This window comes from Arenibacter latericius DSM 15913, assembly GCF_000424985.1.
GTDB classification, from domain to species: domain Bacteria; phylum Bacteroidota; class Bacteroidia; order Flavobacteriales; family Flavobacteriaceae; genus Arenibacter; species Arenibacter latericius.
Genome location: NZ_AUKX01000002.1, coordinates 101,106 through 114,920, shown reverse-complemented (window position 1 = coordinate 114,920; position 13,815 = coordinate 101,106). Strand labels below are relative to the sequence as shown.

At 36.5% G+C, this 13,815-nt stretch carries 10 protein-coding genes; 1 reads left to right on the top strand and 9 read right to left on the bottom strand.

Features of this window, described 5'->3' with window-relative positions:
* The first annotated feature begins 117 nt into the window (after window positions 1-117).
* Window positions 118-1,161, top strand: coding sequence for an endonuclease/exonuclease/phosphatase family protein (locus H344_RS0101430; RefSeq protein ID WP_026808656.1), 1,044 nt, complete (start codon window positions 118-120; stop codon window positions 1,159-1,161).
* 5 nt (window positions 1,162-1,166) lie between these two features.
* On the opposite strand, the gene H344_RS0101425 is transcribed toward H344_RS0101430, so the two are convergent.
* From H344_RS0101425 to H344_RS0101385, 9 genes are all read right to left on the bottom strand, one after another.
* Window positions 1,167-1,760 (bottom strand): 3-keto-disaccharide hydrolase, encoded by a 594-nt coding sequence (locus H344_RS0101425; protein ID WP_026808655.1) that lies wholly within the window; start codon window positions 1,758-1,760, stop codon window positions 1,167-1,169.
* A 52-nt stretch (window positions 1,761-1,812) separates the two neighbouring features.
* Complete coding sequence (locus H344_RS0101420) at window positions 1,813-2,253, bottom strand: hypothetical protein (protein ID WP_026808654.1); 441 nt, start codon at window positions 2,251-2,253, stop codon at window positions 1,813-1,815.
* Window positions 2,254-2,344: 91 nt separating this feature from the next.
* A complete protein-coding gene (locus H344_RS0101415; protein ID WP_026808653.1) occupies window positions 2,345-4,960 on the bottom strand; it encodes a TonB-dependent receptor in 2,616 nt (871 codons plus the stop codon).
* 172 nt (window positions 4,961-5,132) lie between these two features.
* Window positions 5,133-6,770, bottom strand: coding sequence for a glucose-6-phosphate isomerase (pgi, locus tag H344_RS0101410; RefSeq protein ID WP_026808652.1), 1,638 nt, complete (start codon window positions 6,768-6,770; stop codon window positions 5,133-5,135).
* Between the two features lies 1 nt (window position 6,771).
* Window positions 6,772-8,040: a peptidoglycan DD-metalloendopeptidase family protein gene (locus H344_RS0101405; protein WP_026808651.1), complete on the bottom strand. Its 1,269-nt coding sequence runs from the start codon at window positions 8,038-8,040 to the stop codon at window positions 6,772-6,774.
* Window positions 8,033-9,007: a tryptophan 2,3-dioxygenase family protein gene (locus H344_RS0101400; protein WP_026808650.1), complete on the bottom strand. Its 975-nt coding sequence runs from the start codon at window positions 9,005-9,007 to the stop codon at window positions 8,033-8,035. Before H344_RS0101400 ends, H344_RS0101405 begins: the two co-directional genes overlap by 8 nt.
* 1 nt (window position 9,008) lies before the next feature.
* Window positions 9,009-9,839 (bottom strand): DUF3108 domain-containing protein, encoded by an 831-nt coding sequence (locus H344_RS0101395; protein ID WP_026808649.1) that lies wholly within the window; start codon window positions 9,837-9,839, stop codon window positions 9,009-9,011.
* 315 nt (window positions 9,840-10,154) lie between these two features.
* The gene (gene hppD, locus H344_RS0101390) at window positions 10,155-11,294 is read right to left on the bottom strand and encodes a 4-hydroxyphenylpyruvate dioxygenase (protein WP_026808648.1); all 1,140 of its coding nucleotides are present in this window, start codon (window positions 11,292-11,294) and stop codon (window positions 10,155-10,157) included.
* A 246-nt stretch (window positions 11,295-11,540) separates the two neighbouring features.
* Entirely contained in the window at window positions 11,541-13,802 is a 2,262-nt protein-coding gene (locus H344_RS0101385; protein WP_026808647.1) for a patatin-like phospholipase family protein, read from the bottom strand.
* Between the last annotated feature and the right edge of the window lie 13 nt (window positions 13,803-13,815).

Below are 13,815 nucleotides of genomic sequence, written 5' to 3'. Positions count from 1 at the left end.
AGTAAGGTTAGTTTTTATTAAAACAAGAGTTAATTTATTGCTATTTTACAAATAAAATATGGTTAAAATTAAGATTTATTGACTTTTTAGTTAAATTACACTGATTATCATTAAGAAATGACCAAAACCTTCACTATACTGCTATTCGTTTCCATGACCATAAGGATGTATTGTCAAGAGGCAAAAAGCTACCAAATAAGGACGGTCTCTTTTTATAATGTAGAGAATCTATTCGACACTCATAAGGACACTCTCATCTTTGATGACGATTACACCCCTTTAGGAAAAAACCAATGGACTAAAGAGCGTTATCAAGCCAAACTGAACCATATCTCCAAGGTATTATCTCAGATTGGAAGGGATGTTACTAACAACGCGCCAGATATCATTGGTTTGAGTGAAATTGAGAATAGATCGGTATTGATAGATTTAATATCGCATCCAACCCTACGGGGATTAGAATATGATATCATCCATTTTGATTCTCCAGACGAACGCGGAATAGATGTGGCACTATTATTTCGAAAGACGGCATTTCTACCTACTTCTTTTCGCAGTCATAGGCTACTCCTAACTAAACAAGATGAATATAGGGACTACACCAGAGACCAACTGGTAGTAGGCGGACTACTAGATGGCGAATCAATTTATTTTATTGTTAATCACTGGCCCTCTAGGAGTGGCGGAGAGGCCAGAAGTAGACCTAACCGAATAGCAGCAGCCAAGTTAAACAAAAGAATAATAGACTCTATTATTAAACAATCTCCTGATGCCAAGATTATAAGTATGGGCGATTTAAATGATGACCCTACCGACTACAGCTTAAAGAAAATATTAAAGATAAAGACTAAGGAAGAAATCCTAGAGCCAACGGAATTATACAATCCTATGGAAAACCTCCATAAGAAAGGAATAGGCTCACTGGCCTATAGAGACCGATGGAATTTATTTGACCAAATATACTTTACCGCCAACCTATATTTAGCCCCTACTCCAGGGTATAAATATTGGAAGGCGGGTATATTTAATCCTTCTTATTTAATAGATAAAAAAGGGAAGTATAAGGGTTATCCCTTGCGCACCTATGCCAATGGCAATTACGTTGGAGGCTATAGTGATCATTTCCCAGTATACATATTCCTAATAAGGCCCTTGCCCTAGTTTTTTTATTGTGGTATGGAAAGTTTAATGTTTCTCCATTTCACTCTAATTCCCCCACCGTCATGTATCTGAAGCGCTATTGATCCTTCGCCTTCTGCTATCTTGTCGTCGGTAATCCTAACCATTTCTGTACCGTTTAACCAAGAGATTAGGGTACCTCCAGAAAGTCTAATCTTCATTGTGTTCCATTCACCTTCCTTCAGAACACTGTCCTTAGATGGATCTGGCTTAATTAACCAACCTCTACCATAGGATTCGTACACACCTCCGGTATTGTGTCCTGGAGGGGCTACTTCTACCTGCCAACCGCTTACAGTAGTTCCATCTACGGTAGATCTTATAAACACCCCGCTATTACCATCTGCTTCCTGCTTAAACTCTAGTGTAAGGTCAAAATCCTTATAATGTTTATCTGTGGCTAGATATCCGTATCCTTTGTCAGGACCGCTCTCACATACTAACAACCCATCTTCTACATACCACTTTTCAGTGCCATGAATGGTCCAACCGCTAAGGTCTTTCCCATTAAAAAGAGATATTTCTTGGGCCATCATAGATGCGGCTGTTAGGGAAAATAATATTGTAAATAAGTTTTTCATGGTAAAAATATTGGTGGTTAAATTAGAATTGTATTTCAAATATACTTTCGTATTAGTTAAGCCATTGTGTCCACGGTATTCTACTTAAAAATAACAGCAATCCTAAACCGTAGAAAATGGTAATTGTTTTAAATTTCCCTTTGGCTTCTAATATTTTTTTATGCTTAGACCATCCAATGGTAATAAAAACAAGTGCAATAATATTTATAAAAGGATGTTCAACAGCAACTAAACGAGCGGCAGAACTTAAACCTCCCATACCTAATGTTTGAATGGCATTTAATCCTTTAGGAGAAACAAAGAAAAGAATTAGCCCTACTAAAAGCTGTAGATGAGCTAGAATCATAGCAAACAAACTAATTCTAAAATCTTTGGTCAAGGTAAAGTCCTTTTTCCCTGTCCACCCTAAAATTGCATTAGCAACCGCTAAAAAAAGTACGGCCAAAACCACGTAGGCCAAATAAGAATGTGAGTTTAATAATACTTCGTACATAGATATAAGTTTAAGCCATAAATGTACTGAATTTTATGCATAAAAAAACCCTGCCAATGGCAGGGTTTAATAATTATTTTAGAAGTTATAATTAAAACTTCAAACGGATACTAGCGTTCCAAGTTCTACCAAAACCAAAATAGGCTTGGTTAGCAACGTTAACTCCTTTATAAGTTACATCTCCAGCCTCTGCATGTTTGTTGTTCAAGGATTCAGAAATATATTCCTCATCTAAAACGTTGTTCATGTTCACTCTAAATACTAGATCATACGTTTGGTTAACTTTCCAATCGAAGGTTAATCCAGCATCTAATAACCCATAAGATGGTAATTTCACTGAACCTCTGTTATCAGGAGTTTTAAATTCGTTATCAGTTGGTAAGAATCCTGCATAAAGATTATCGTATTGGTTAAAATCTGCATCAATACTAATCCCTTTTACAAATTCATATTTACCACCAAAACCATAAGTGAACTGAGCTGCATCACCTACTTTTACTCCATTTAGATATAAAGGATCCCCTTCTGCTACCACATTTTGGTTATCATCATAAACAGTCTGACTAGCATCTCCGTCATACTCCCAGTTACCAATAGAAGTATATCCTCTAAACTGCAAGTTATCGGTTGGTCTTAAAGTGAAATCTACTTCAACACCACTATGCACCTGTTTTACGCCTTCAAACTGATAAAATCCTTCTCCAGAACTTAAACTACCACTAACTACTCTGTCATCCCATGTAGTGTGGTAAGCATTTACGTTAGCAGCAAAAACACTACTTCTAAACCCGTATCCAGCTTCGAAACCAGTGATTTTCTCATTGGTTAATAATGGGTTTATATCGTTTCTAAAGTTCAGGAACATATTATCTTGGTAAGGCTGACGTGAATAATGACCAGCATTAACAAAAATATTATGTTGTGCATTAAAGTTATAATTGGCACCAGTCTTCACATTAAATCCTGTGTTGGTTACTTTTTCAGAAGCTTCGTTTCCTTCAGCATAATTAAAGTAATCAAATCTTTGGTTAGACTGAGTTGATACTGCACCTTGTACAAAAGCAGATAGTTTTTCACCTGCGTACTCTAACTGAGTGAAACCACCTAGGTAACGAATATCTTCTGGGTTATCATAACCAAGTCTTTGATCTCTTGGTGTACTGTGGAAAGTTGCTTTCCAAGGATTAGGACTATACGACTTTGTAATTACGTAGTCTGATCCCAATTGTTCGTTATTGGTATCATCATCCCATCCATCAAGACCTAAGAAGTCTACTACTCTTCTAAAATGCTCTCCGTGATAAGATCTTCCGTCGAAACCTACGTTAAAACTTAATACATCGTTGATTTGGTGATTAAAGTTAGTTACAATACCAAACCATCTATGCTCATTAACACTAGATCTTAAAATATCTGCCTGACGGCCATTAGCTCTTCTTTCCCCTACAATTAAACCGTTAGAGTTTAATGGTAATGACCTATTATATCTGTATTGACCAGTTAAGTCAAAATTATCATCTCCTTGTGAGCTGTAATTTCTTAATCCAATAGATCCTCCTCTACCGTATGACGCATAAAGCACAGTAGACAATTCTGATCTATCGTTCATTTTCCAGTCCCAGCTTAAGTTAGCTATTGGCTTATGGTAGTAGTTTCCTGAAGTATTCATGAACTCACCATTTAAATAACCCCACTGATCATTATACCTTTTTCCTTTTTCTAAAAGGGTAGCAATAGTATATCTGTTTCTCTGATCGTGAATTTGAGGAGCACCTGTAATTAAAAAGTTAAAGGTGTGATTTTCATTAGGAACATATCCTACAGAGAAGAAGTAAGTCTGACCATTTCCAGACATAAAATCGTTATAACCATCTCCTTGCCAGTGACCTAAAAGGGTAGAAAACGCCCATCCTTTTTCACTTAATCCAGTAGAATAGTAAGCAGAAGTCTTTAGGTAGTTATCATTACCTACCATAGTTTGTACAAAACCTCCTTCTTTAGAGTCTACTGTTTTGGTAACGATGTTTACAGTACCTCCAACGGAAGAAATAGCTAATTTAGAAGAACCTAATCCTCTTTGTACCTGAACCGCATTAGCAACATCCGTTACCCCTTGCCAGTTAGACCAGTACATTTTACCATCTTCCATTCCGTTAATTGGCTGTCCGTTTAATAAGAACGCCGTGTTAGATTGGTCAAAACCACGAACTTGGATTCGAGAATCTCCAAATCCACCTCCACTCCTAGATGTATAAACAGATGGAGTAGATTTTAATAATTCTGGAAATTCTAAATTCCCACCTTTAAGCGCTATATCAGCAGCCTTAATAGTAGATACAGCGATTGGAGTTTGCCTATCTTTAGCCAAATCAATTACCCCTGTACCAATAATTACTACACCCTCTAGCTCCGCTGCATCGGGCAATAAAGTAATAGCACCAATATTACCTGTCTTAGTAAATTTGATCTTCTTACTAACAAATCCGATATAGGAAATCACTAGCGTACCAGAATTTTGCGGAACTTCTATACTAAACTTCCCGTCAAAATCAGCAGCAACACCAGTAGTGGTGCCTTGAACCATAACATTTGCCCCTGGCAAAGGTCCGCCTAAATCACCGTCTACCACAGAACCGGTAATTACACCCTGTGCAAATCCGACCGCCGTGCTTAATACTAAAGCAAAAACCAAGTAAATTTTTCTCATCCTTCTTGAGTTAAAGAGTTTTTAATTAACGCTGCAAACATGTTTATTTTTTTGCAACAGAATATTAATTCAATGTTAAATTAGTTGGCGCAAAATTAACAAAAAAACTCAAGTAAGAAATACAGCAAAGAATAAGTTGCTGACGATTAGCGAAAAACGCAAAACTTTCGGACTAATTTTTAAACAAAGCTAAAAGATTTAACGTAGAACCATCATGATCCGCAACAGACTGACCATTTATATCATTTAAAACCGCAGTGGCTAGTTGCTTACCTAATTCTACTCCCCACTGATCGTAACTATAAATGTTCCAAATTATCCCTTGCACATATATTTTATGTTCATATAACGCTATAAGAGCACCAAGAGATTTTGGAGTCAACTTATTAATAAGCAAGGTATTGGTTGGCTTATTACCTTCAAATACTTTAAAAGGTACAATAGATTGTACAGCAGCCTCTCCGTTATTTTGATTTTTAAGCTCTTCTTTTACCTCCTCGGCCGTCTTACCTCTCATAAGAGCCTTGGTTTGGGCAAAAAAGTTTGCCATTAATTTATTATGATGATCGTCGTCTCCGTATAGGGATTCTTTAAATCCAATAAAATCAGTAGGAATTAATTTAGTTCCCTGATGGATTAATTGAAAAAAGGCATGTTGCGAATTAGTTCCTGGCTCCCCCCAAATAATTGTACCTGTTTGATAATCTACCGGATTCCCATTCCTATCTACACTTTTCCCGTTACTCTCCATAACTCCTTGTTGAAGATAGGCTGAAAAACGAGATAGATATTGAGAGTAAGGTATAACAGCCTCTGTCTCGGCTCCATAAAAATTATTATACCAAACACTAATCAATGCCAGTACAACAGGTATATTCTGATCAAAATCTGCCTCTTTAAAATGCGTATCCATTTCATTAGCCCCCTCCAAAAGAGCACTAAAATGATCATAACCTACGGCTAGACATATAGATAGACCTACCGCACTCCATAGAGAGAAACGGCCTCCCACCCAATTCCACATTGGAAAAACATTTTCCGATGCTATTCCAAATTCGGCAATTTTTTCAGTATTCGTAGATACCGCAGCAAAATGTTTGGCCACATCTTCTTGCTTTGCAGATTTTAAGAACCAATTTTTTATAGTAGTTGCGTTAGAAAGTGTTTCCTGAGTAGTAAAAGTCTTAGAAACCACAACAAACAAGGTAGTTTCTGGATCTAATTCTTTTAAAGTTTCATGCACATGATCCCCATCTACATTGCTAACAAAATGCATCTTAAGATGGTTACCATAGAATTTAAGGGCTTTTACTACCATTTCTGGTCCTAGGTCAGATCCACCAATTCCAATATTTACAACATCGGTAAAGGCTTTTCCAGTATACCCTTTTGCACCGCCCGAAATTATAGAATCGGAAAATTGCTGCATTCTCTTTCTAACAGCATACACTTCTGGGACAATATTTACCCCATCTACCTTTATAACATCAGACTCTTTTGCTCTTAAAGCTGTGTGTAAAACCGCTCTATTTTCAGTTTCATTAATATGTTTCCCATTAAACTGATCACTAATAGCATTTTGCAGCCCCATTTCCTTGGCTAATTGCAAAAGCAATTCCATAGTTTCTCCAGAAACTTTGTTTTTAGAATAGTCCAATGTAAAATCATTCCATGTGATAGAAAATTCCTTGGCTCTATCTGGGTTTGAGGAAAAATATTCTCTTATTGTTTTATTTGAACTCTCCTTAAAATGAGATGATAATGCTTTCCAAGCGTTGGTATTAGTAGGATTGCTATGCTTTATGGCCATATTAATTATTTAAAGTAAGTAGATCTTCCTCTGGAAGCTCTATGAATTCTATACAGTCTAACTTATTTTTTAATGGAGCTATATACTCTAAGTATTGTGTTTTTAAACTATCAGCAATAGGATCTGCCGTAGGCAACTTTTCTCGTAAGGGATCTACCTGCACCCCATTTTTCCAAAAACGGTAGCATACGTGCGGACCACTGGTATTTCCGGTCATCCCGATCTCACCAATTATATCCCCCTGTTTTACATACTGACCTTTCTTCACATGTTGCACTCTCATGTGCAGGTACTGCGTGCTATAAGTACCGTTGTGTTTTATTTTCACGTATTTACCATTCCCGCCTCTTCTAGTAGACTCTACCACAGTTCCACTTGCCGTTGCTCTAATAGGCGTTCCAATCGCAGCAGCGTAATCCGTTCCTTTATGAGGCCGTACTTTATACCCGTAATATGCAATTCTTCTATTAAGATTATAGCGAGAAGATATTCTACTAAACTCTACCGGAGAACGTAAAAATGCTCTTCTAAGATTCTTTGCTTCCTGATCATAATACTCACTGATATTCCTTACAGAATCTGTAACAAAATTAAAAGCGTAAAACGGTTCGCCATTATGCTCAAAATAAGCAGATTCTATTTTTCCTGCACCAGCATAAATAGAGTCGTTAATGTATTTCTCTTTATAAATAACTTTAAACTTATCCCCTTTTTGCAATCTAAAAAAATCGATATTCCATGCGTAAATTTCAGATAACCTATTAGTAATGTTATAATCTATTCCTTGTGCCAAAATAGCTTCAGACAAGGAGGTTTCTATAACGCCAGAGGCTTCACGCTCTACATATTTTACCTTTTGCTTTCTCTTATAAGCCACTACGCTATCTCGCAAATCTACTACAGTGTAATTAATAGGATCGTCTTGGTAGATAAAAACTTGAGCAGTATTGACGGTGTCTTTTGATTTTAAAATTAAATACGGCTTCCCTATATTAAATTTACGAACATCAAAAGTATCTTTATAATTTTCAGTAATAGCAGCTATCTTAGGGTAGGATACTTTATTTTTTAGCATTATCTCACCAAAAATATCTCCTTTCCTTACGGTATCCCTAAGCACCTCAAATTCATTCAAATTAAAGCCAAATTCTTCCATTACCACAGGCTTCTCTATGGTAACCAATTCTGCCACATCATCCCTTTCCTTCTTGCTTTCTTTACAGGAAACAACAAAGACTAAACTAAAAACTAGGACCCAATACTTACTCATCGTTACTATTTACTTTTTCGGGGTTAAAGATATGGTCTACCCATTGTTTTCCCCAATTATTTAACTCTTGTTTTGTATATAATTCTGGAAAAAATATCACTTTTTGGAAACTAGGAGGTAAATATTGCTTCCAATTAGTCCCTCCAGTAGCTTCTATTTGGGTATCATCTTTGGTAAGATATCGATAAGCCGACCCCATATGCATTAATGGCCAGTTCACATTCGCATTCATATCCAATGCTTTTAACGCATCAATTAATGTTTTATTATTCTTGGCCTCTTGCGGAAGTTGTTGGTATTTATTATAAATGGTATTGTTTTGCACTTGCTTAGCTATCCTAATCAATCTAGGAGTATAACGGTATTCAAATTGCTTTAGAGTGAGTGTCTTTTCTCCTGTAGTTTTATCGGTAGCACCTTTTTTCCAATAGATTTGCTCATACAATTCCTCAATAGTATCATCAGAAGAAAAATTATCGCGTTCGGAATAATGAACTAAATTCTCCATAGAGGTAGCGTAGAGCTCTATCATTCTGTACTGAGCAGACTGGAATCCACTAGCCGGCAATAAGGCCATTCTATACTGCATAAATTGCTCCCGCTGCATACCTTTTATCATTACGCTAAAAGAGGAGATCAGTACTTTGTAATAGCTATTTATTCGGTTCGCCTTTTCTATGAAAAAATCAACATCTTGAGATTTATCATCCACCAGTTGTTTTTGTTCGTGCAGTATAAGCTTAAAATATAGCTCGGTAATCTGATGGTACATTATAAATATCTCCTCATCGGGAAAATGCGTTCTAGGCACTTGAATACTAAGCAGGGTATCCAAATTAATATAATCCCAATAAGTTAAGTACCGCTGATAGAGCAGCCCGTCTAAATAAGAACTAAGATCTTGCCCGGAGTCCTTGTATTTTTCTTCTAATTTGGAAATCTGGGAATCTATATGATCTTTATCCATTCTAATCCATTATTATTTTAAATTGATGTTTAAGTCCGTTATACCCATCTAAGTCGGCCTTAATGGCACCAACTCTTAAATCTGCCTGTATACGTAACGGAATCTTATTTTCGTCATTGGAAACCCATAATGTTAAGCTCTCCTGCTCCTTAAAGACTCTTCCGGATTGCACATAGGGTCTAAACTTTAGGCTTTCAACCTTACCGTATTTGGTTTTCAGAACCTCTTTACCTAAATATTTTAGCTTAAAATTAAACACTCCATCATCATCATAAAGCACATCAAGCTTAATACTTTGGCCAACTACCAAATCCTCAAATTTGTAAGTGTTGCGAATATAATAAAATGCAGAAACTAAATCTTGGATATCCTCTTGAATAGTAAAATTAAACTTTTTATCGTTCTTTTTATCTTTCAATACAGCAGTTTCGGAGTCATAATCAAAATTAACCTCAACATCCTTGGTATACCCACCTTCATTTATTTTTCGAATAAATTTATAAGGCCTACCATCTCGTTTATCAAAATAACTCTCATAAGTATCATCTACCTTAAAAAAGATACTAGCAAAGCCTGTGGTTTTCCCATTACCAACAACGTGGTAAACAGGAATTCCATTTAAATTTTTAGAGGTAACATGTAATGTGGCGTAACTTGCATTTAAAAAACCGTAGTGGATACGAAACTTTAACCATTCCCCTGGCTTAAATGCAGACACCTTTTCCTCTTCTGAATCTGAAACAGGATCGGTATCCCATTCTTTAGTGGGATGGCTTTGGGAGTTTAGAGAAAAACTCATTATTAAAACTAGGAAAATACTTATCTTTTTCATATTTGCTTAATGTTGTAAATTTAATAAAAACCTTTGAACTGTGGCTTTATTCGCTACTAACCTAAACAAGAATTATTCCAAAGTATTGTCCATAAAAAAAGCCCAGTCGTAAAACTGGGCTTTCCTAAATAACCAACCAAACTTTAAATTATGAAAAACCAATACTTAAAGTTGCAAGGGAACCACCCCTTGCGAGTACAAATTTAAAACAAGAATACTTTCTGAAATAGGATTTAACTTACTTTAACGCTTACCTTAACATTATTTAATATTTTGAAATATAAAATTGGGAAACAGTTAAGAAAATCACGCTTCCTAAAGGGTGCCACGCGACTCCTGCTCCCTTTCTATTGCCTGGAATAACGCCTTAAAGTTTCCTTTCCCAAACGATTTTGCCCCTTTTCGCTGTATAATTTCTATAAACATTGTTGGCCTATCTAAAATTGGCTTAGTAAATATTTGTAACAAGTAGCCTTCGTCATCTCTATCTATAAGTATCCCTAATTTTTTTAAGGGCGCTAAATCTTCATCAATTTCTCCCACCCTACTCAAAACATCCTCGTAATAACTAGATGGAATAGTAAGAAACTCTACCCCCCTAGCTTTTAAAGAACTAACGGTTTCTATGATATTATCTGTAGAAAGCGCCATATGCTGTACACCAGACCCATTATAAAAATCTATAAACTCTTCTATTTGCGATTTTTTCCTCCCCGATGCAGGTTCATTAATTGGAAATTTAATACGCCCATTTCCATTACTCATCACCTTACTCATAAGAGCCGTATACTCCGTAGAAATATCCTTGTCATCAAAAGATACTAATTGTGCAAAACCCATTACCTCGGCATAAAATTTACACCATTTATTCATTTCATTCCACCCCACATTTCCCACAATATGATCTATATATTTTAGACCTACATCCGAAGCTTTGTAATAAGGATCCCAACTTCTATACCCCGGCATAAAAACCCCTTTATACGCTTTGCGTTCTACAAAAATATGTACCGTTTCTCCATAGGTGTGTATTCCAGACAGCACCACCTCTCCCTCGTCATCTTTTAAAACCTTAGGCTCCATGTAACTTTTTGCACCCCGACTTACGGTCTCCGAATAACTTTTTCTAGCATCGTCTACCCACAAGGCAATTACTTTTACCCCATCGCCATGCGCCTCAATATGTTTGTTTATTTCCCCTCCAGATTTTAAGGGAGAGGTTAACACTAATCTAATTTTATCTTGCTGCAACACGTAGGAAACCTTGTCTTTAAGGCCTGTTTCTAAGCCAGAATAGGCCAATGGTTGAAAACCCCAAGCAGACATATAGTAATACGCCGCCTGCTTAGCATTCCCAACATATAATTCAATATAATCTGTTCCCAAGATTGGCAAGAAATCTTCTGCCTCTAGGTTCTCTTTAGGCAAGTTTAAAGAAGTTTTATCTGTAGCCATGTTACTGTTTTTAAGTTGAATTGTATCCATTAAAAAATACATCTTTAGAGGATTAGAATACATACTCCTTCTAAAAATCGGGTTACCAAAAAAAATCCTGATATCCTTTACCACATTGCCCTAAGATGAGCAGTTATATCAACCCTATAGTCCAACATTGGCATTTATTTAGACCCTCTCTAACAAATATCGGAATAAACACGGTCCTAATATGTTAATTCATATAATTTAAATCTTATAAACTTCTTAAAACCAATACCCCACACTAAAAAAGAGGTGGTTTTCCCTTTGCTCTGGAGTAAATGAGTAATATACTTGAATAGGACCAATAAACGATTCTAAACCATAGCCAATTCCATATCCCGTATATTCGGGAGGCACAAACCAATCTGCTGTTCTAAATAGGTCGTCTCCAACATTAGCAACATTTGCAGCTAGTAAAATATGGTTTTTTGGCAAAAACTCATAATCTACCTTAACCATTGCCTTAACATAACTATTTCCTACAAGGCTTAAAAAATCATACCCTAGAAAAGGGATGGCATTATTTACCAATTGGGTACCATACCCTCCCAATATAAAATCCATTGAAGCAACAGGAGAAACCCCCCATTTAAAACCACCTTCGGTCTCCAAGTTTAAATACACCTTATTAAACAGCGAAAATGCACCGCCCATCCTAGCCTTTCCTACGCTAAACTCTTTAAAGTTATTATTAAAGTCGGACGAAAATAAATAGAAATGAAAATCGCCATCAAAATAAAGCCCTTTGGTAGGAAAGAAAATATCATCGTAGGTATCATAGGTCAGTTTTCCATAGGCGCTATAAAAGTTACTGTTCTCAAAATAAGTTCGACCATTAGAGGGAAGGTTAGGCGCATTTGTAGGTGCCGAAAGACTAAGTGTTTTAGTACTATATTTCAGCAACTTATGCTCAAGACCTAAAATAAATGCAAACTCCTCCTTTAGCACCGTTTGCATATACACCTGATTGGTAAAATCGGTAGCACTTAGATTTATTTTTTGAATATTAGAGCTAGCATCAACCTCATAATTAGATTTTATAAGGTCAAAATCTACCTCCTTATTAAAATGATCAAATTGGGAGTTCATCCCAAAACTCCAGTAGAATCCCTTATCCACATAATATTCTAATCTATACCTAAGATTATCTCCGATAATAAAATCGAAAGAAGCCACGTCATCATCCATCAAAAAATTCTTCCGCGTTAAATTTAGAATTCCGGCACTTTTATAAAGTTCATCATAATGCAGTCCCAATCTAATGAACATTTTATTTGGGTTTTCTTTTACATTAAGCAGAAGTCCATCCCCACCTCCGTTACTTCGCAACTCATATTTAATAGACATAAAGTTTCCGGTAGCCGATAGGTTATTAATCCCCCGTTGTAGTTTCGCAAAGGTGATGTCGTCATCTTCATTAAACCGCAACTTACCCATAATATAGGCCCTAGAATAGTTATGATTCCCCTGAATCATAACTTCATTCACGCGAATGGTATCTTTAAGTTTAGCGGGCACTATCCCATGCCGCCCCTCCAATACGGGGCCCTTTGCAATCTGAAGTAAATCATCAAATTTTAGACGCGCAGCTTCCTCTCCCTTGTCTATTATTGCTTTACCATAAGCAAAATCAATCACCGAGTAATCTTTTATATCTGGTGAAATATAAATATCCGTCAGTTCCGACTTCTTTTGCATATCCTTCACCGTTCTATAGTTATTAATCTGCAATAGAATTTCGGTTGCAGATGCTAAAGACTCCCTATCAGATAAACCATGTTGCACATCAACTCCGATAATAATATCGGCTCCCATTTTTTTCACTTCCTTTATAGGGTAATTATTAACTACCCCGCCATCTATTAACACCTTCCCATCTATCTCTACCGGTCTAAATAACGAAGGGAAAGTACCACTAGCCAGAATGGCCTGAGGCAAATATCCACGATCTAAACGCACTTCTTCCCCAGTTTCCACATCCGTCGCCATGCATATAAAAGGGATTTTTAACTTACTAAAATCATTTATATCTTTCACATGATACAGCAACCTAACCAACTCGTTGTAAATACTTTGACCCCCAGAAATAGCTTGCGGAATTGCTATTTTAAACCTACTAAAGGGAAGGGTAACCGCATATCTTTCAGAATCTTCCTTCTCGTAAAAGGTTTTGGAGCTTCTTGGTACATTATCTTGGATAAGCGCCATAAAATTAGTGCTTTTAAAAATAGAATCTAGCTCAGAAGCCGAATACCCTGATGCGTAAAGCGCCCCTACAATAGCCCCCATACTAGTACCCCCTATATAGTCTATTTTCACCCCAGCTTCCTCTATCACCTTTAATGCCCCAATATGAGCAAGCCCTTTAGCTCCTCCTCCACTAAGAACAAGACCAACTTTTAAGTCTTTAGAATCATTAACGTCCTGCCCCCATAGCACCATGTGAGAAAAGAATAAGACAATAAGGATTAGGAGTTTCGACATATTACTAAAGTAC